General features: G+C 57.3%; 17 protein-coding genes. 10 read left to right on the top strand and 7 right to left on the bottom strand.

The genetic code is table 11. From position 1 onward, the window contains the following. Window positions 1-263: 263 nt before the first annotated feature. Window positions 264-1,475 (top strand): pyridoxal-phosphate-dependent aminotransferase family protein, encoded by a 1,212-nt coding sequence (locus GFB49_RS05465; protein ID WP_153214814.1) that lies wholly within the window; start codon window positions 264-266, stop codon window positions 1,473-1,475. A gap of 135 nt (window positions 1,476-1,610) precedes the next feature. Here the strand turns inward: GFB49_RS05465 and GFB49_RS05460 are convergent, their stop codons facing one another. Together GFB49_RS05460 and GFB49_RS05455 are read right to left on the bottom strand one after the other, a co-directional pair. Further along, window positions 1,611-1,811, bottom strand: a complete 201-nt coding sequence (locus tag GFB49_RS05460) for a histidinol phosphate aminotransferase (RefSeq protein ID WP_153214812.1) — start codon at window positions 1,809-1,811, stop codon at window positions 1,611-1,613. A gap of 103 nt (window positions 1,812-1,914) precedes the next feature. Continuing rightward, window positions 1,915-3,033 carry a pyridoxal phosphate-dependent aminotransferase gene (locus GFB49_RS05455; protein ID WP_153214810.1) on the bottom strand — a complete coding sequence of 373 codons (1,119 nt, stop codon included), beginning with the start codon at window positions 3,031-3,033 and terminating at the stop codon, window positions 1,915-1,917. 239 nt (window positions 3,034-3,272) lie between these two features. On the opposite strand from GFB49_RS05455, the gene GFB49_RS05450 reads away from it, so the two are divergent. The 3 genes from GFB49_RS05450 to GFB49_RS05440 all read left to right on the top strand — a co-directional run bounded on the left by GFB49_RS05450 (window position 3,273) and on the right by GFB49_RS05440 (window position 6,287). Further along, the gene (locus GFB49_RS05450; RefSeq protein WP_153214809.1) at window positions 3,273-4,175 is read left to right on the top strand and encodes a fructose bisphosphate aldolase; all 903 of its coding nucleotides are present in this window, start codon (window positions 3,273-3,275) and stop codon (window positions 4,173-4,175) included. A 342-nt stretch (window positions 4,176-4,517) separates the two neighbouring features. Further along, window positions 4,518-5,303, top strand: a complete 786-nt coding sequence (ygiD, locus tag GFB49_RS05445; protein WP_153214807.1) for a 4,5-DOPA-extradiol-dioxygenase — start codon at window positions 4,518-4,520, stop codon at window positions 5,301-5,303. A 12-nt stretch (window positions 5,304-5,315) separates the two neighbouring features. Then, window positions 5,316-6,287 (top strand): glutathione S-transferase family protein, encoded by a 972-nt coding sequence (locus tag GFB49_RS05440; RefSeq protein WP_153214805.1) that lies wholly within the window; start codon window positions 5,316-5,318, stop codon window positions 6,285-6,287. Window positions 6,288-6,646: 359 nt separating this feature from the next. Here GFB49_RS05440 and GFB49_RS05435 read toward each other — a convergent pair whose 3' ends face one another. The 3 genes from GFB49_RS05435 to secG form a co-directional block, all read right to left on the bottom strand. After that, window positions 6,647-7,564 carry a hypothetical protein gene (locus GFB49_RS05435; protein ID WP_194269270.1) on the bottom strand — a complete coding sequence of 306 codons (918 nt, stop codon included), beginning with the start codon at window positions 7,562-7,564 and terminating at the stop codon, window positions 6,647-6,649. Between the two features lie 792 nt (window positions 7,565-8,356). Further along, complete coding sequence (gene pyrG, locus GFB49_RS05430; RefSeq protein ID WP_153214801.1) at window positions 8,357-10,000, bottom strand: CTP synthase; 1,644 nt, start codon at window positions 9,998-10,000, stop codon at window positions 8,357-8,359. A 161-nt stretch (window positions 10,001-10,161) separates the two neighbouring features. Then, entirely contained in the window at window positions 10,162-10,530 is a 369-nt protein-coding gene (secG, locus tag GFB49_RS05425; RefSeq protein WP_153214800.1) for a preprotein translocase subunit SecG, read from the bottom strand. Between the two features lie 172 nt (window positions 10,531-10,702). Between secG and nthA the strand changes: the two genes are divergently transcribed. The 5 genes from nthA to GFB49_RS05400 all read left to right on the top strand — a co-directional run bounded on the left by nthA (window position 10,703) and on the right by GFB49_RS05400 (window position 14,001). Then, a complete protein-coding gene (gene nthA, locus GFB49_RS05420) occupies window positions 10,703-11,341 on the top strand; it encodes a nitrile hydratase subunit alpha (protein WP_153214799.1) in 639 nt (212 codons plus the stop codon). Beyond that, window positions 11,338-12,021, top strand: a complete 684-nt coding sequence (gene nthB / locus GFB49_RS05415) for a nitrile hydratase subunit beta (RefSeq protein ID WP_153214798.1) — start codon at window positions 11,338-11,340, stop codon at window positions 12,019-12,021. Before nthA ends, nthB begins: the two co-directional genes overlap by 4 nt. Beyond that, entirely contained in the window at window positions 12,018-12,380 is a 363-nt protein-coding gene (locus tag GFB49_RS05410) for a nitrile hydratase accessory protein (protein WP_153214797.1), read from the top strand. Before nthB ends, GFB49_RS05410 begins: the two co-directional genes overlap by 4 nt. An 86-nt stretch (window positions 12,381-12,466) precedes the next feature. Then, window positions 12,467-13,780 carry an adenylosuccinate synthase gene (locus GFB49_RS05405; protein WP_153214796.1) on the top strand — a complete coding sequence of 438 codons (1,314 nt, stop codon included), beginning with the start codon at window positions 12,467-12,469 and terminating at the stop codon, window positions 13,778-13,780. Next, a complete protein-coding gene (locus GFB49_RS05400; protein ID WP_153214795.1) occupies window positions 13,780-14,001 on the top strand; it encodes a DUF2842 domain-containing protein in 222 nt (73 codons plus the stop codon). Before GFB49_RS05405 ends, GFB49_RS05400 begins: the two co-directional genes overlap by 1 nt. A 95-nt stretch (window positions 14,002-14,096) precedes the next feature. Here the strand turns inward: GFB49_RS05400 and GFB49_RS05395 are convergent, their stop codons facing one another. Further along, complete coding sequence (locus tag GFB49_RS05395) at window positions 14,097-16,283, bottom strand: chemotaxis protein CheA (RefSeq protein WP_153214794.1); 2,187 nt, start codon at window positions 16,281-16,283, stop codon at window positions 14,097-14,099. Between the two features lie 137 nt (window positions 16,284-16,420). On the opposite strand from GFB49_RS05395, the gene GFB49_RS05390 reads away from it, so the two are divergent. Beyond that, window positions 16,421-17,098 carry a thiamine diphosphokinase gene (locus tag GFB49_RS05390; protein ID WP_153214793.1) on the top strand — a complete coding sequence of 226 codons (678 nt, stop codon included), beginning with the start codon at window positions 16,421-16,423 and terminating at the stop codon, window positions 17,096-17,098. Here GFB49_RS05390 and GFB49_RS05385 read toward each other — a convergent pair. After that, a complete protein-coding gene (locus GFB49_RS05385; RefSeq protein ID WP_153214792.1) occupies window positions 17,070-17,984 on the bottom strand; it encodes a DMT family transporter in 915 nt (304 codons plus the stop codon). The two genes, GFB49_RS05390 and GFB49_RS05385, sit on opposite strands and share 29 nt — an antisense overlap. Window positions 17,985-18,048: the final 64 nt, after the last annotated feature.

The raw sequence follows: 18,048 nt of genomic DNA, 5'->3' as shown, positions 1-18,048 counted from the left end.
TGCCAATGGGTCGTCAGTAAAAGGGGCCGTCCCCTCAGAATTGCGCCATTTAAGCAGCTCACCCGCCATGTGCAACCTTTTGCCGGGATTTGCCACCAGAGCGCGCGCTTTGAAAACAATCACAAGGATCGGTATTGTAAATCGATTGTATCGATCAGGCGTTTGGCAATTGACGAGACGAAACAGCGGGCTAGTGTTCGCCCATTAAGCTTGGCTCTTGGCACCGGAGACACCAAGGGCCCCTTGACCTAGGCAGATGATCCATGACTGATTTCACTTCTTTGGCCGCCGGACGGCCCTACCTTGCCATTCCCGGTCCCTCGGTGGTGCCCGATGCGGTTCTGCGCGCGATGCATCATCCGTCCTCAAACATCTATGAGGGTGAGCTGGTCGATATGGTTCCAGGACTTGTGGATGATCTGAAACGGGTGGCGCGCACGGCGCATCACGCGGCGATCTATATCTGCAATGGTCATGGTCTGTGGGAAGCGTCCCTCTCGAATGTGACACAAGCTGGCGACCGGGTGCTGGTGGCGTCAAACGGGCGGTTTGGCGCGGGCTGGGCGGATACCGCGCGCGCCTTGGGGCTTGGGGTCAGCGTCGTCGACAGCGGCATGGCGCAGCCCTGGGATCTGGCGCGCCTGCGTGCGGAGCTTTTGGCGGATACAGCCCATGAGATCAAAGCGGTTCTGGCGGTGCATGTGGATACCTCGGGATCTATCCGCAATGACGTGCCTGTGCTGCGGGCCTTGTTGGATGAGGTTGGGCATCCCGCTTTGTTGATGGTGGACTGCATCGCCTCGATGGGATGCGAAACCTTTGAAATGGACGCCTGGGGTGTCGATGTTTCGATCACAGCCAGCCAGAAGGGGCTGATGATGCCGCCGGGACTGGGATTTGTGTTCTTCAACGACAAAGCGGCGGCGCGACGTTCGGAACTGGAACGTGTCAGCCCCTATTGGGATTGGCGCGCGCGCAGCAAACCGGATGTGTTCTATCAGTATTTCTGCGGCACAGCACCCGTGCAACAGCTCTATGGTCTGCGGGCGGCGCTGGATATGATCCACGCGGAAGGTATTGAAAACGTCTGGAACCGCCATGCGCTGTTGGCGCGTGCCATCTGGGCCGCGGTTGAGGCCTGGGGGCAGGGCGGCGCGATGACTTTGGAGGTCAAGGACCCGGCGCAACGCTCCCATGCGGTGACGGCGCTGTCTTTGGAAGCGCCTGACGGCACACGGCTGCGCAAATGGTGCGAAGAACATCTGGGGCTGACCCTTGGGATCGGGTTGCGTGCCACGCCGTGGGGCCACCCCGAATGGGATGCGCATTTCCGTTTCGGCCATATGGGCCATGTCAGCGGTCAGATGATCCTGGGGCTGTTGGGTGGTGTTCAGGCGGCGCTGACCGCCTGTGACATTGCGCATGGATCAGGGGCGGTGGAGGCCGCCGCACAGGTCTTGGCGCAGAAGGTCTGACACACGCACTTAGCTGATACTTTTATGAAAGGGCGCTCCTGCCGCGCGGGGCAAGGGCGTTCACAACAGTCTTCCAAACACCACATACCGCGTTCCGGTGGTACGCAGGATGTGGTCGTGGATAGGTTCCGCAGCTCAAAACCGGTCTTCGGTTACCGAGTAGTCTTCCAGAACAACGCCAAGACGGGTGATCAGGTGGTTCAGCACCACGGCCAGAACCAGAACGGGGCCCATGCCAAACAGGCCCCAGACGATAAGGAACAGCCAGATAAGGCTGACGCCCAGAAAGATAAACAGAGCGGATTGGTAGTCGGGTTGGTCTTCGCGTCGCTGCATTGAACAAGCCTCCATACGGTCCGGATACTATGGGGCAAACGTTCTAAAAATCCGTGAAAGCCCCTTGAAATAGGAGCTAGTGCAAAACAGCCTGTGATCCAGTCTAGCCGTCCGCGCTGGCACGGACTTGCGCAAGTGCTTGGGGCAGACAGGTAGCAAAGACCTCAACCTCAGCTTCGGGGCCACATGACACCCGGATACAGCGGTCCTGCGGCGCGACAAAGGGCATGCGCACAAAACAACCACGCTCCACCAGTTCCGCCAGAACCGCGCGTGCAAACGTGCCGTCCTGCCCGCAGTCAATGGTCACAAAATTTGTGGCCGAGTCCAAAGGGCGCAACCCATTGTTGCGGGCCACTTGCGCAATCTGGTTGCGAGCGGTTTGAATTTGGCTCAGACGCAGCGCCAGCCCCTCTGCGTCGCCCACCGCCGCCACCGCCGCGACTTGAGCAAGGCGGTTTACGCCAAAATGATTGCGGATCTTGTCAAAAGACTGGATCAGCGCGGCCTGCCCTAGCGCATAACCAATCCTGAGGCCCGCCATCCCATAGGCTTTGGAAAACGTGCGCATCCGGATAACGCGGTGGTCATCACAGGAGATCGGCGCGGCGGTGCCGGCAGGCGCGCATTCCACATAAGCCTCGTCCAGGATCAACAGGCAGCCATCAGGCAGCTGGTTCAAAGCCGCCGCAATATCCGCACCCGAATGCCAGGTGCCCATTGGGTTGTCTGGGTTTGCCAGATACACAAGCTTGGCCCCCACATCGGCGGCCCTGGAAAACAGCCGCGCCGGATCTTCGTAGTCATCCGAATAGGGCACCGTCACAATTTCCCCGCCAAAGGCTGAGACATGATAATTAAATGTCGGGTAGGCTCCGGCTGAGGTCACAACCCTGTCCCCTGGTGCAATCACCAGACGGACCAGCAGCCCCAATAAACCGTCGATCCCTTCGCCGACAATGATATTGTCAATGGAACATCCGTGGACAGCAGCAAGTGCCGTGCGCAGGTCGAAACTGGTGGAATCCCCATATTTCCAAACATCGTCCACACCGGTTTTCATCGCCGCAAGCGCGGCAGGCACCGGCCCGAAGCCGTTCTCATTGGCGCCCAAACGCGCTGCAAATGGCGCGCCTCTGTCGCGCTCGCTTTGTTCTGGACCCACAAAAGGAACGGTGGCAGGCAAGGATTGTATTAGCGGGGTATATAGCGGCGTTTTCATAAACCAGACCTAGCCTTTAGCCCACAACGAGGCAAGCATCCTGCACCTTTGAGCTGCAAGGTCACCTGTGTCAAAGGGTTGCTCTGATGACCTGTTCTGGTGCACAAGGCTTGCGTCCATGGCATGAATGCGCCACCGCAGCATTTCTTTTCCTCCGTTAGCGCAAGCGCGTGTTGTGAGCCGGGGAATTCACGCTATAGACGGGGTAAAAGACACCATTCTTCGGAGAGTGACACGTTATGGTTAAAGACGCTTCCATTCAGCAAGCACAGTTTGATCGCATTGCAACCGGCCAGGGCTTTATCGCTGCTTTGGATCAATCCGGCGGCTCCACACCCAAGGCTCTGAAACTTTATGGTGTCAACGAAGACGCCTATTCCAACGATGACGAAATGTTCGGTGAGATCCACAAGATGCGCACCCGCATCATCACCGCACCGTCGTTTGATCAGGCAAAAATTCTGGGCGCGATCCTGTTTGAAAAAACCATGGATGGAGCCATCGATGGCACGCCAACCGCGCAATACCTGTGGGAGACCTGTGGTGTCGTGCCCTTCCTCAAGGTCGACAAAGGTCTGGCGGAAGAAGAAAACGGCGTGCAGGTGATGAAGCCGATGCCAGAGCTGGACACCCTGCTGAGCCGTGCGGTTGACGCGGGCATTTTCGGCACCAAGATGCGCTCTGTTGTCAAAGAAGCCAATGTGGACGGCATCAAAGCGGTTGTTGCTCAGCAGTTCGAAGTGGGCAAGCAGATCGCAGCCGCTGGCCTGGTGCCAATCATCGAGCCGGAAGTGGACATCAACTCTGCGACCAAAGGGGAAGCAGAAGTGCTGCTCAAAGGCGAGATCCTGGCCCAGCTGAACGCGCTGGAAGAAGGCACCAAGGTTGCTCTGAAATTGACCATCCCGAATGAGGCGGGCATCTATGATGAGCTGGCCGACCATCCGGCAGTTGTGCGTGTTGTTGCGCTCTCTGGTGGTTATTCCACCGATGATGCTTGTGAACGCCTGTCCAAAAACGCCAAGATGATCGCCTCCTTCAGCCGCGCGCTGACCGAAGGTCTGAATGTTGCAATGTCGGACGAAGATTACAACGCAGCGCTTGGCGCCAATATCTCCAAGATTTACGACGCGTCGCTGTAATCCCCTGCGTTTTTAAATTTTGAAACCTCTCCTGCTTCTGGGCTGGGGAGGTTTTTTGTGTCGGCAGTTCCGATGTGAGGTGCGGAGCAACAGGGATATGCGTCATGTCATGGGGTAATTGTCCCTCTACTTGGGTTATTGGCAACGTTTTGTTGGTAGTATTTCAATGCACCCCTCCTTTTTCAATTGCGTTCCATCCATTAGGTCAAGTCTCAGGGGGATGAGGTTTGCACCACAGCTCCCGGCAATTTTATTTGGGCCAGTTCCAAGAGATTGCCTGGTTTTGTCACAGGAGATACGGATTTGGGCGTTTCATTAGATTTGCAGAGACTTCATGATCAAATGCGGGCCAGCGCCCGGATGCCGGTTGTCTTTCTCGGTCATGGAAGCCCGATGAATGCGATTGAAGATACTGAGGTCAATCGTGCTTGGGCAGCCCTTGGCAAAAGCCTGCCGCAGCCCAATGCGATCCTTGTGGTTTCAGCCCATTGGGCGACCCGTGGTACGACATTGGTGGATGTCTCAGCCCATCCGCGCGTCATCCATGACTTTTATGGTTTTCCGGATGCTTTGTACGCCGAACAATACCCGGCCAAAGGACACCCCGAACTGGCCCGCGAAGTTTCAACGCTCTTGGCCAGCCATGGCGGGGACGTCGACGATACCTGGGGGCTGGATCATGGCGCATGGTCGATCCTCAAGTTTCTGTTCCCAAAAGCCGATGTGCCAGTGTTTCAGATCTCGATTGATATGTCGCGTGGACTGGAGCACCAGCTTGAGGTCGGGCGAACCCTCTCATCCTTACGGGACCGTGGTGTTTTGATCCTTGGCTCTGGCAATGTGGTTCATAATCTCTCTGCCTTGGACTTTGGCGGACGTCCGCAGGACTTCGCAGTGGAGTTCGACAGTTTCTTTGCTAACAAACTCAGCGATCGGGACATGACCGCGCTGGCCGACCGCAAGGGGATGGGCCGTCTGCTGCGCATGGCGCATCCGTCGGTGGATCACTACTTGCCAGCGCTCACCGTTGCCGGCGCTTCGGACAGCCGGGATGAGCTGACCTATATGACCGAAGACATCGACCTTGGCTCTATTGCCATGCGGTCCTTTGTCTTCCACGCGACTTAAGGAGCGACACCCATGCTTGTTGATGGAAAATGGACAGACAACTGGCAGCCCGTGCAGAAGGCGGACGACAAGGGGCGGTTTGTGCGTCAGACGTCGAGCTTTCGCAACTGGATCACGCCAGATGGCAGCGCAGGCCCCACGGGCGATGCCGGGTTCAAGGCGGAGGCCGGGCGCTATCGCCTTTATGTGGCGCTGATCTGTCCTTGGGCCTGCCGAGCCTTGATGGCGCGCAAGCTCAAAGGGCTGGAAGAGCTGATCCCGGTGACCGTGGTCAATCCGACGTTGGGCGACCAGGGCTGGCAGTTTGGCGGCTATGACGGGGCGGACCAGGATCCGCTGTTTGGGGCAGAGTACATGCACCAGATCTACACCCGAGCGGACCCCCATTTCACCGGACGCGCCACGGTTCCGGTGCTGTGGGACATGAAACAGAACGTCATGGTCAACAACGAAAGCGCGGATATTCTGCGGATGCTGGACAGCGCATTCGAAGAGCTGGTCCCGTCGGATCTGCGCCTTTACCCCACCGAACACGCGGCAGAGATCGACGCGCTGAACCCGCGGCTTTATGATCTGTTCAACAACGGGGTTTATAAATCCGGGTTTGCCTCCTCGCAGGAAGCCTATGACGAGGCGGTCGACGGCGTCTTTGCCATGCTGGACGAGATGGAGGAGCGCATTGCGGGCGACTTCTTCTTTGGCGACAAACTGACCGAGGTCGACATTCGCCTGTTTGTCACCCTGATCCGGTTTGATGCGGCCTATCACGGGCTGTTCAAGACCAACCGAAAACGGATTGCGGATTACCCGAAACTCTCCGCCCTGATGGAGCATGTTCTGACGCTGCCCGGTGTGGTGGAGACGGTGAATATGGACCACATCACCCGCGGCTATTACTCGGTCAAAGCGCTCAACCCGCTGGGCATCCGCCCCACCGGTCCCGCCCATGTGGAAGCGCTGCTGACTAAGGCCCGCGCCGCCTGAGGGGCCTCGAAATTCAGGATGTATTAACGCCCCTTGCACCTGCTGCGAGGGGCGTTTTTGTCGGACGATGAGGGGGGGCTTAAGATCCGTTAGGATAGCCCAGGCAAATCCCCCCAAATGTTTCGCACGCGAAACAATGGGTCAGGAGGGTTGATACGCTTTATAGGGGTGCTCTACACTCTATGGTGTCAAGAGGGGGCGTGCGGTGGGGTAAGAAACTCGCAAGTCTGTCTGGGTTTAAAATGGTTCATATAATCAATGGAAACACTTGGTCCAACGACCGGTATGCGCAGGTTCATTTTTGGGCTGCGCGATCTTGTTTTTTGGATACTTGTACGCACAAATCAACTCGAAAACAATCACTTTTGCTTAAAGTTTCGTCTACGCTTACCGCCGTAAGCAACTTCCGCCGCAGACAAAACGTATTCTTCAAACTGCTGGTGCAATACGGGATGACGGCAGATTTCGAACTTCCTGCTTCCTTTTTGCATGAGGCGGAATCTTGCTATGTTTGTCAAATTTAGACTCGGCTCGATCTGCCCATAACTTTCTAGCTTAATTATTGACCTAGGTCGTCGAACAACTAGCCCCACTAGATCCCCAATGTGAACTAAGAACAAAAATCCAAAGCTGTTCTCACCCAACATTTTTTGTTTTTGAGTGTGTAAGTAATTTAAACTTATTGGGAGCAAGTTTGTAGCTCCTAAGCTACCAGAACTTACTAACGCCTTCAACGCATAGACTTCTACATCTGCCGGTGGTCGCTTTCTCTTTTTGAATTCAAGGGTGTCCTTTTTGAGTATTTGTTCGAAATACATAGTATTTTTTGCCGGACTCTGGATTTCGACGCCAAGTGTATCTATCTTCTTTCTCATTTCTGCACTAGGAGACATAGTTGGCGTTGAAACGTCAGCTATAAGTAAGTACTTTAAAAAAAGCCAATTGGCCAGTTTCGTTTGTTCTTTGTAGGTTAAACGTAGGTCCTGACCTTCCCGTATCCGCATGAATATTGGGCGAACATTATCTTGAATCTCCGCCATCCAACCAGAGTTACAGTCACGGCATACTGACCTAACCGTCCTATTGATAGGGTGACCGCCGCCATAAAGTGGACCTTTGTCAGTTGTGTGCACCAGGCCATCATCGCCAAGGACATCGTGTTCATGTGGCTTGCGTTCAGGATTAGGAGCAACATCATAAACTTTCTGGAGCCATTTTCCGAAAACATGCTCTTTGGAATCAGCTTTTTTTTTACAGAATAAGCAGGTTTTCATCATCAGCCTCTGCAAACACACGTCTAGAAATGACTTGCGCATTTTTCTGAACACATTCGATCAATAGCGTGCTCCTTATCGTCCTAAACCTGCGCTTTTTTGGTTTATAACCTGAAATTATCTGTATTGCGATGCAATTTGTAAAGTCAATTCAGAGTATTATAGTGTCTCTACTTTGCGTGGTGGCTGGGTATCTTTGGGAAGTGCCCAGATGATCACCGAGCTTGGATTCTCGAAGCTCATTGTCGGCACAACGTTAGTTACGTGCGCTTTCTTTTTTGGGGGGTACGGTGCCTGAACCTTTGGGAGATTTTGAAAGCTACACAGCATTGTTCAGATGGCAGGCTGCGCGTCAGGAATTTTCCGATTATCACAACGACATTGCGGGGAATGATGTTGGCCGGCTTCAAAAACATACCCGCAAGCCCGACGTACGCGATCCCACCACATGCGAGAAGAAAGCGGACGCGAGGCTGAGGGATTGAGCCATGACCAACAGTCTGAGGCGTTGGGGGTAGTTGTGCGACCTTGCAGCGCAGAATTCGGGCGAAGTGGGCGCCAGGAACCATGATGGAACTTAAAGATCAGAATATAGTTTCTTCGCCTTAAGCGAAGACGCGAAGGTCTGTTCACCACCTGACCGGTGTAAGTGGTATCTGCGCTCGGTCGGAGGCTAGAAGGTCCGCTTTGGGCTGGGAGCCGCCTTTGGCGCGGATCACGTCGCTGAACAAAAAAAACGCCCGGATTTCTCCGAGGCGTTTCTTTGTTTCTGCACTGTCCTAACCCGCTTGGGGATCACACCAACCGCGACGCCTCTTTCGCGGCGCGGACGAAGTCCTTGAACAGCGGGTGGGGATCAAAGGGTTTGGACTTCAGTTCCGGGTGGAACTGGACGCCGATGAACCAGGGGTGGTCGGCCCATTCCACGATCTCGGGCAGGCTGCCGTCGGGGGACATGCCGGAGAAGTTCAGCCCGCAGGCCTCCAGTTTCTCGCGGTATTTGGTGTCGACCTCATACCGGTGGCGGTGGCGTTCCTCGATTGCGGTTGCGCCATAGACGGCGGCGACGTTTGAGCCTTCGGTCAGGGTGGCGTCATAGGCGCCCAGGCGCATGGTGCCGCCCTTGTCGTCGCCGACCTTGCGTTCAACCTTGTGGTTGCCCTGCACCCATTCCTTGAGGTGGTAGACAACCGGTTCAAAGCGTTTCTTGCCTGCTTCGTGGTCGAATTCCTCGGAGCCTGCTTCGGCGATGCCTGCGACGTTGCGGGCGGCCTCGATGACGGCCATTTGCATGCCCAGGCAGATGCCCAGATAGGGAACATTGTTTTCGCGGGCGTATTGGGCGGCCTTGATCTTGCCCTCGGTGCCGCGTTCGCCAAAGCCGCCGGGGACGAGGATGGCGTGAAAGCCCTGCAAATGCGGGGTGGGGTCTTCGCGATCAAAGAGCTCAGCGTCGACCCATTCGATGCGCACCTTGACGCGGTTGGCCATGCCGCCGTGAGTCAGCGCCTCGGCGATGGATTTATAGGCGTCTTCGAGCTGGGTGTATTTGCCAACGATGGCCACGCGCACTTCGCCCTCGGGGTTATAGATGCGGTCGGCCACATCTTCCCAGCGGGTGAGGTTGGGTTTGGGGGCCGGAGCAATGCCAAAGGCGTCCAGCACGGCCTGATCCAGACCTTCGCGGTGATAGGCCAGCGGCGCCTCATAGATGGATTTCAGGTCCTGGGCGGCGATCACACTGTCAGGGCGCACGTTACAGAAGAGGGCGAGTTTCTCACGCTCCTTCTTGGGGATCGGGCCTTCGGAGCGGCAGACGAGGATATCGGGGGCCAGACCAATGGAGCGCAGTTCCTTGACCGAGTGCTGGGTCGGTTTGGTCTTCAGCTCGCCGGAGGCTTTAATATAGGGCAGGAGGGTGAGGTGCATAAAAATACACTCCCCGCGCGGCTTGTCCTGGGCGAATTGGCGGATTGCTTCAAAGAAGGGCAGGCCTTCGATGTCGCCGACGGTGCCGCCAATTTCGCAGAGCATAAAGTCAACTTCGTCTTCGCCGATGGAGATGAAGTCTTTGATTTCATTGGTGACATGCGGGATCACCTGAATGGTTTTGCCCAGATAGTCGCCGCGGCGCTCTTTTTCCAGCACATTGGTGTAGATCCGGCCGGATGAGATCGAGTCAGTCTTGCGTGCGGGCACGCCGGTGAAACGTTCATAGTGGCCCAGATCCAGATCGGTTTCTGCGCCGTCATCGGTCACAAAGACCTCGCCGTGTTCAAAGGGCGACATGGTGCCCGGGTCGACGTTCAGGTAGGGGTCCAGCTTGCGTAGGCGGACCGAATAGCCACGGGCCTGCAGCAAAGCGCCCAATGCGGCGGATGCCAGGCCCTTGCCCAGCGAAGAAACAACACCACCAGTGATGAAGATGAAACGCGCCATGAGTGTCGGCAGCCCCCGTGAGAGTTCAAAAAATAGGAAGACCCAGTGGTTAAAAAACCACGGCATCACGGGACTTCAGTATATATGAGATTCGCGCAAGAAACGCAAGGGAACCGCAAGATGCTGTTACGGTTCCTGAGATTTATTCTAAGTCTTGTGGATCAGTCGGCGCTGGGAACCAGCGGCGCGGTGTCGCCTGCAGCGGGCGGCAACAGATCAGTACCCAAAGGTACAGCGGGTGCATCCGCCGGGGTGTCATTGACAGGCGGCAGGAGGCCTCCGTCAAAGATCGATGAATTGCCAGCCTTTTGTGCCGAAATCACGGTCAGGGTGATTGAGGTACAGATAAACGCAGCGGCCAGGATCCAGGTGATTTTGCTCATCGCTGTGGCTGCGGCGCGGCCGGATACGGCCCCATTGCCACCACCGCCACCCATGCCAAGGCCGCCACCTTCGGACCGCTGAAGCAGAACGACGGCAATCAGGCCCAGAGCCAGAAGAAGGTGGATGATGAGAACAACGTTTTCCATGTGATCCTGCGGCGGTTGGCTGACTATCGGGCGGTAAATAGGCGCAAACGCAGGCAGGGGCAAGGGCGGAGTTTCAATTGCTGCGCGTGGCCTGTGCGGAAAACCCAAATGGCGTGATGGAACACCCAAATTTTACTGGAAATCCGGCGGCATGACGCGCAGGGTTTGTGTTATGGCACATGACGACGCACATCCCGACGACCCGCATCACGCCCATTCGCACCTGCCGCCGGACCCGGCGTTGCGTGTGAAGGCTTTGGAGACGATTCTGACCCGGCGGGGGCTGGTGGATCCGGCGGCGCTGGATGAGATCATCGATATTTACCAGAACAAGATCGGCCCTCAGAACGGCGCTCGAGTAGTTGCTAAAGCCTGGAGCGATCCGGCGTTTAAGGCGGCACTGCTTGAGGATGCGGACACTGTCCTGCGTGAGATGGATATATATGGTCGTCAAGGCGAACATATGGTTGTCGTCGAGAACACGCCCGAGACCCATAATATGGTCGTCTGCACCCTGTGCTCGTGCTACCCGTGGCCGGTGCTGGGCATTCCGCCCGCGTGGTACAAATCAGATGCCTACAGGGCGCGTGCAGTGCGTGAGCCGCGCAAAGTGCTGGCCGACTTTGGTGTAACCTTGGTTGAGGGGACCAAGGTGCGGGTTTGGGATTCCACGGCCGAGGTGCGCTATCTCGTTCTGCCGATGCGGCCCGCGGGCACCGAAGATCTGGATGAGGACGCGCTGGCCGCCTTGGTCAGTCGCGATTCCATGGTAGGGACGGCGTTGGTCGCTGCTCCGGAGGCTGCGACATGAGCCGGGTGCATGATATGGGCGGGCGATTTGGCGATGGCCCGGTTGAGGTTGATGCAGCCGATGCGCCGGTTTTCAAAGAAGACTGGCATGGGCGCGCCTTGGCGTTGACACTGGCGTCGGCGGCTTTGGGCAAATGGAACATCGACACCTCGCGCCATGCGCGGGAACGTCTGGCCCCGCAGGATTACAGCCGCTTTTCCTACTACGAAAAATGGATTGCCGGGGCGACGGACCTGTTGGTGGAAACCGGTGTTCTGACCCCAGAAGATCTGGATACCCCCGAGGCCGAGGCACCGCGTCATGAATTGGCCGATCGCGCACTCACGCCTGAGCGGGTGGCACGGGTTTTGTCCGCAGGTGGCCCGGCGGATCGGACCTGTGATGTGGTGAAGATGTTCAAGCCGGGTGACAAAGTGCGCACGCTGGCAAAGGCGGGCAATCGATTTGTCGATGGCGGACACACGCGTCTGCCGTCTTATGCAGCAGGCGCGGTGGGCGAAGTGGTGCGGTTTCACGGCACCCATGTTTTCCCGGACCGAAGCGCCCATGGGTTGGGGGAGGCGCCAGAGCCGCTTTATGCGGTGGCCTTTGCAGCCAGTGACCTTTGGGTGGTTGCCGAAGACGACGGGGATGAGGTGATCCTAGATCTGTGGCAAAGCTATCTGGAGCCTGCGCCATGAGCGCCGCATCATCCCTGTGTTTGCCCCACGGCGGCGAAGAGCCTGTCTTTGTCGAACCCTGGCACGCTCAGGTCTTTGCCTTGACGGTACATTTGAATGAAAGCGGTCGGTTCACCTGGGCGGATTGGGTCGCCCGGTTTTCCGCAACATTGAAACGGCATGGGTTGGCCCGCGAGTTGGATGGTGGGGCGGATTACTTTGACGCCTGGCTGGAAACACTGGAAACCCTGCTGACGGAAACCACAGATTTGGCGCCCAAGGATGTGAACATGATGCGGGATGCCTGGGAGGCGGCCTATCTTGCCACTCCACATGGGGCGCCCGTGCATCTGGAGGCTGGCCTTACAAAAAAACTGTAATCCCGCTGTTACACTTTTCGGTTCCCCTTGGCTGCCGCGCTCGCTATACGGGGCGTCGGTTTTAACCTGCATGCAAAGGACCTGAGATGGCCAATGTCGTGGTAGTGGGCGCCCAGTGGGGCGATGAGGGAAAAGGCAAGATCGTTGACTGGCTCAGCGAACGCGCCGATGTAATTGCGCGCTTCCAGGGCGGCCATAATGCGGGCCATACGCTTGTCATTGATGGTAAGGTCTACAAGCTGCACGCGTTGCCGTCGGGCGTTGTGCGCGGTGGCAAGCTGTCGGTGATTGGTAATGGCGTGGTGCTGGACCCTTGGCACCTGATGAAAGAGATCGAGACCGTGCGCGCGCAAGGTGTTGAGATCACGCCGGAAACCCTGATGATTGCGGAAAACACCCCGCTGATCTTGCCGCTCCATGGGGAGCTGGACCGCGCCCGCGAGGAGGCGGCGTCCAAGGGGACCAAGATTGGCACCACAGGTCGGGGCATTGGCCCGGCCTATGAGGATAAAGTGGGCCGTCGTGCCGTGCGGGTGGCGGATCTGGCGGATGAGGCGACGCTGATCGCACGTGTGGACCGCGCTTTGCAGCACCATGATCCGCTGCGCAAAGGTCTGGGTGTGGAACCCATCGACCGCGATGCGTTGATTGCGCAGTTGAAAGACATCGCTGGCCAGATTCTGCCCTATGCAGCGCCGGTGTGGAAAGTTCTGAACGAAAAGCGCAAAGCGGGTAAGCGGATCCTGTTTGAAGGTGCACAAGGCGCGCTTTTGGACATTGATTTCGGGACATACCCCTTTGTGACCTCCTCCAATGTAATTGCAGGCCAGGCGGCAACCGGTGTTGGTATTGGTCCGGGCTCGATTGATTATGTGCTGGGCATTGTCAAAGCCTATACCACCCGTGTGGGTGAGGGACCGTTCCCGACCGAGCTTCTGGACGCGGAAGGCACACCGGATGCGGATGGTGAGCGTCTGGGTACACGCGGCCATGAGTTTGGCACCACCACCGGCCGTCAGCGCCGCTGTGGCTGGTTCGATGCGGCTCTGGTGCGTCAGACCTGTGCGACCTCAGGTATCAAAGGCATCTGCCTGACCAAGCTGGACGTACTGGACGGGTTTGAAACCCTGAAGATCTGCACCGGTTACGATCTGGATGGGGAACGTCTGGATTACCTGCCGACCGCAGCTGACCAACAGGCGCGCTGCACCCCGATCTATGAGGAAATGCCGGGCTGGAGTGAAAGCACCGAAGGCGCGCGCAGCTGGAATGATCTGCCTGCGAATGCGATCAAATACGTCAAACGCGTGGAAGAGCTGATCGACTGCCCGGTGGCGCTGTTGTCCACAAGCCCGGAGCGGGATGACACCATTTTGGTCACTGATCCGTTTGCCGACTGATGGCCAAGGGGCTGAGCTATAAGGCGCGGCGGCGCTGGTCGCTGGTGATCCTATTGGTGGGGTTGCCGCTTTATATTGTGGTGGCGGTCAACGTGGTGGCGCTGTTTGAGCGGCCCTCGATCCTGTTGGAACTGGCGATTTACATCGGGCTGGGGATCCTTTGGATTCTGCCGTTTAAATTTGTGTTTCGCGGCGTTGGCAAGGAAGATCCCGACGCGTGAAAAGCGGCCATTCTATTTGGCTGTTTGGCTGGACTTAAATCGAAAAAGCCGCGCAATGCGCGGCTTTTGCAGTTTTAGCAGGTCCTTTTCGCGGGTTACCCCGCTGCACGGCCCTGCGGCTGGAACCCGATCTGATCGGATGCGGAAAAGCGACCGTTGCGGCGGCGGGCGATCTTGCCTTCGCGCAGCAATTGGCCAAAGGAACGCATGCTGTCTTCGCGATTGAATTCGGTGCCGGTTGCCCGCACCTTGTTGATCAGCTCCGGGCGTGAGAACACGTCCTGGCCTTTGACAAAGCTCAAGTAGGACGCCGCAGCTTCCAGCAGTTCTGGCAGTTCAACGGCACCGGTTTCCTGCACAAATTTTGCAAATCCCGTATCCGCATTAAAGGCCTCGGCCGAAGAGGGTTTGGATTCGGTTTTGACACGGCGCGGTCGCACTGGCGCGGCCGGAGCAGATGGGGCGGCTTCGGGTTCCGAAACACGTTGTTCAGCTACAAGTTTCAACGGGGCCGTGACCGGCGCTGGACGGCTGTCGTTGCTGGTGGGACGGGGCGCTTTGCGGCGCACCACAGGGCGGCGCGGCTGAACTACGGTGGCCAGATCCTGACGGTAGTCTTTTTCCGCTTCATCAGAGGAAGAGACCGGGTCGTTCTGCGCGGCCGCAACCGCTGCCCGCATATGCCCGTAGGTTTCCCGCGAAGAGGCTGTGTCCGGATCATCCAGCTTTTCGTCCGCCGCGGCCATCAGACGCGAGACATCGCTGTCGGATGTATCTTGCGCCATAGGTGGCTGTTCAGATGTATCTGCCGCGACTGTATCGTTGCTTTGAGGGGGGGCAGCCTGGGTGTCGGCCTGGGTTGCGGCGCGAAGCTCCGCCTCAACCGCAGCCAGCTCGCGGCGCAGATCATCTTCGTCCGCGTCGCTGAGTGTCGAGGGCGGGCCCGCGGGTTCTGCAATTGTTTCGGTTGGCTTGGTGACGCCGCGGCGCACGCGGATCACACGGGCCCGGCGCGGTTTGGCTGCTTCTTCGACTTCCGCTTCTGGTTCAACCTTTGTGGTGGCTGCGGGCTCGGCTGCAACAGTTTCATCCTGTTCTGATGATCTGTCGCGCTGCAGCTCTTCGAGCGCGCGGGAGATCAGCGTATCGTTGTCGTCTTCCTCGCCCTCGTGCTCAGCGATGTCCGCAAAGTCATCGGCCTGTGTCTCGGCGTTGAGCGTCTGATTGATGTCCTCGGCGGCCTCTTTGGCTTTGTCTGAGACGGCGTCGGCGTGCTGATCTTCGGAGAATTCATCGACCGGGGTGCGGGAAACAACCGCGCGAATGCGCTGCAATTTCGCAGCGATGCTGTTGGCTGCGGGCTTTGCCGGGGCAGGTTCTGCAACCGGTTCCGCTACGATTTCTTCGATCTCTTCTGGCGCCGGTTCAACGGTTTCATCTGCAGCAACCACTGCCGCGATCTGCTCAAGGTCAACCAGTGGCTCTTCTGTGGTTTCTTCGGCGTCTTCTTCGACTTCGAATTCTGCAGTTTCTTCGACAATCGGCGCTTCGGCTGCGATGTCCTCGGCAAATGGTTCTTCTACGCTGTCATCCAGGCTGAATGGCTCTTCTGCAACTGGAGCCTCTTCAACGGCTTCTTCAGCTTGTTGTTTGGCAACTTCAGGCGCTACGAAGAAATCCACCTCGCCCGGCGGGGTTTCTTTGAGGTCGTCAGAGACCGGGGCGGCAATTGCGACGTCTTCTTCGTCCTCGTCAATGAAGTCATCCGCAAAGGGCTCTTCGGTACTGCCGTCGATGCTGAAGGCTTCCTCTGCCGCAGCTTCGGTTGGGGCCACGGTGGTGTCAGACTGCGCTACGGCGTCTGCTGGGTCGCCAAAAAAGTCCACAACGCCCGGTTCCATTTCGCTGGGCGTCTGGTCTGCGGGTGTGACAACGGTGTTGGCTTCGGCTGCTGAAGGCTGCGGCGCAGGTTCTGCTGGGGCAGGGGCGGCAGCTGGCTGCGGCGCCACGGGGCCGGTTTCTGCAGGCAGGGCTGCGCGCAGGTGGATGCCGTCGTTTGACGTGCGCGCTTCCACTTGGCGTGCGATCTCACGTTGGGCGATACGCGCCAGCATATCGGCATCCGGTTGCGGCGGCTCTGCGCCAAAATATCGGTCATCTGCGGCCAGATCGCGAAAATACTCGGCGATCGCCTTCATCGTGCCAAAGGAATCTTCAAATCCCTCAAGCGTACAGGAGAAAGTCCCGTAGGATACTGTTAGTACCTTATTGTTCTGTACCATCTCTCAGCTCGTCCTCGCCAAAGTCATGTTGTTCACCATATTGGTCAGAACGACAAATTCAGCCCGAATCCGTGCAATTGATCGTATCATTTTGTGTTCAGATTGTGGCCTGTTTCTAAATCTGGCAGAAATGAAGTATGAATAAGCTTATTGTTGAACAGGATTTCCCGGTCACTTTGGTGGGGGGCGGTGCGCTGGATCCCGATGACTTGGCGGTCGCACGCTCAGTTGCGCCCGTGGTGGTGGCTGCGGATGGTGGCGCAAATACCGCGCTGAAACATGGGGTTACGCCTGATTTTGTGATCGGAGATTTAGATTCGATCTCGGCCGGAACACAGGCGGAATTGGGCGCGGCGCGCCTGTTGCATGTTCCGGAGCAAGACACCACCGATTTTGACAAGGCTTTGCGGGCCGTTTCTGTCCCACTGGTTTTGGCCGTGGGGTTTCTGGGCGCGCGGATTGATCACCAGCTGGCGGCGCTGAATGTCTTAATGCAACCCCATCCGAGCCCCTGTATCCTGGTTGGTGAACATGAAATCCTTTTTCACCTGCGCCATCCTGTGTCGGTGCCAACGGATGAGGGCGATGTCGTCTCTCTGTTTCCGATGCGCACCGTGACAGGAGTATCTGATGGTTTGCAATGGCCGATCCAGGGGTTGACCTTGGACCCGATGCATCAGATCGGCACCTCCAACCGGGCCGTGGGGCCGTGTTCGTTGCGCAGCGATGGTCCGGGTCTCATTGTGATCCTGCCAAAGAAACATCTGCTTGCGGTGGTGGATACTTTTATTCGGCGGCCTGAGCCTGAGGCGTGAGTTGCGCGTCGCGCTGTTCGCGCCAGACCGCATAAAGGCCCGCCGCCATAGTAATGGCGATACCGGCGCCCGCCAGCGCGTTGGGAAACTGGTTGAAGACCAGCCAACCGATCAATGTGGCCACTGGAATTTCGATATATTGCATCGGTGCCAGCGCCGTCGACGAGGCATAGCGCAGGCTCCAGGTCATTAACAGATGCGCAAGCGTCCCAAGGACGCCAATTGCCAGCAACAGCAGGGATTGGGACAGATCCGGCCAGATCAGATGCAAGGCTGCATCGCTACTCCACTGGCCAAAGAAGATCACCGGCAGCATCAAGATCGTGGCAAAGACACCAGACACCGCCTGTAACCCCAGCGGATCGGTTGCTTTGGCGACTTGGCGCGTAGTGATAATAAAGAGGGCAAAGATCACGGCTGTTGCCAGCGGCAGCAGCGCAGGCCAGCCGACGGTAGCAAAACTGGGCTGGATAACCATTAAGGTGCCTGCAAAGCCGACGACACAGGCCCAAAGCCGGTGCCAGCCGATATCCTCATCCATAAAGAGGCGACCAAGCACCAACAGAATAAACGGGCAGACAAAGGCGATGGCCACAGCATCCGCAAGGGGCAAATATTTGAGCGCCGTGAACATGGCCGCGATGCCAACCATATGCAGCACTGTGCGCAGTGCCACGAGACCCCAAAGCGCGCGTGGGATGCGCCAATTGCGCTGCCCGATTTTGATCAATGGAAACAACAACAAGGCCTGCAAGGCAAAGCGCACAAGAATGACCAGCACCAACGGTGTGTGCCCCAACAGCTTGGCCACCGCATCGCCCATAGGGGCAATGACGCAGAAGCCGAGCATTAAAGTGATACCTAAAATAGGGCGGTCTTGGGTCATTCGTCGACGTTAACGCCGCAAAAATCTTTAAACAAGCAAAAGTTGAGTGATTGAAATATTGAGC

This window comes from Tritonibacter litoralis (assembly GCF_009496005.1).
In the GTDB taxonomy this organism is placed as follows: domain Bacteria; phylum Pseudomonadota; class Alphaproteobacteria; order Rhodobacterales; family Rhodobacteraceae; genus Epibacterium; species Epibacterium litoralis.
The sequence above is the reverse complement of the archived record's forward strand: the minus strand, read 5'-3'. Positions and strand labels throughout refer to the sequence as shown.

Bases quoted from the DNA above. Each gene is read 5' to 3' on its own strand.
- GFB49_RS05440 (WP_153214805.1), top strand. From the start codon at position 5,316: ATGCTTGTTGATGGAAAATGGACAGACAACTGGCAGCCCGTGCAGAAG.
- GFB49_RS05465 (WP_153214814.1), top strand. From the start codon at position 264: ATGACTGATTTCACTTCTTTGGCCGCCGGACGGCCCTACCTTGCCATT.
- nthA (WP_153214799.1), top strand. From the start codon at position 10,703: ATGGCACATGACGACGCACATCCCGACGACCCGCATCACGCCCATTCG.
- GFB49_RS05435 (WP_194269270.1), bottom strand. From the start codon at position 7,564: ATGATGAAAACCTGCTTATTCTGTAAAAAAAAAGCTGATTCCAAAGAG.
- GFB49_RS05450 (WP_153214809.1), top strand. From the start codon at position 3,273: ATGGTTAAAGACGCTTCCATTCAGCAAGCACAGTTTGATCGCATTGCA.
- GFB49_RS05460 (WP_153214812.1), bottom strand. From the start codon at position 1,811: ATGCAGCGACGCGAAGACCAACCCGACTACCAATCCGCTCTGTTTATC.
- GFB49_RS05385 (WP_153214792.1), bottom strand. From the start codon at position 17,984: ATGACCCAAGACCGCCCTATTTTAGGTATCACTTTAATGCTCGGCTTC.
- GFB49_RS05405 (WP_153214796.1), top strand. From the start codon at position 12,467: ATGGCCAATGTCGTGGTAGTGGGCGCCCAGTGGGGCGATGAGGGAAAA.
- ygiD (WP_153214807.1), top strand. From the start codon at position 4,518: ATGCGGGCCAGCGCCCGGATGCCGGTTGTCTTTCTCGGTCATGGAAGC.
- nthB (WP_153214798.1), top strand. From the start codon at position 11,338: ATGAGCCGGGTGCATGATATGGGCGGGCGATTTGGCGATGGCCCGGTT.
- secG (WP_153214800.1), bottom strand. From the start codon at position 10,530: ATGGAAAACGTTGTTCTCATCATCCACCTTCTTCTGGCTCTGGGCCTG.
- GFB49_RS05455 (WP_153214810.1), bottom strand. From the start codon at position 3,033: ATGAAAACGCCGCTATATACCCCGCTAATACAATCCTTGCCTGCCACC.
- GFB49_RS05400 (WP_153214795.1), top strand. From the start codon at position 13,780: ATGGCCAAGGGGCTGAGCTATAAGGCGCGGCGGCGCTGGTCGCTGGTG.
- GFB49_RS05395 (WP_153214794.1), bottom strand. From the start codon at position 16,283: ATGGTACAGAACAATAAGGTACTAACAGTATCCTACGGGACTTTCTCC.
- GFB49_RS05390 (WP_153214793.1), top strand. From the start codon at position 16,421: ATGAATAAGCTTATTGTTGAACAGGATTTCCCGGTCACTTTGGTGGGG.
- pyrG (WP_153214801.1), bottom strand. From the start codon at position 10,000: ATGGCGCGTTTCATCTTCATCACTGGTGGTGTTGTTTCTTCGCTGGGC.
- GFB49_RS05410 (WP_153214797.1), top strand. From the start codon at position 12,018: ATGAGCGCCGCATCATCCCTGTGTTTGCCCCACGGCGGCGAAGAGCCT.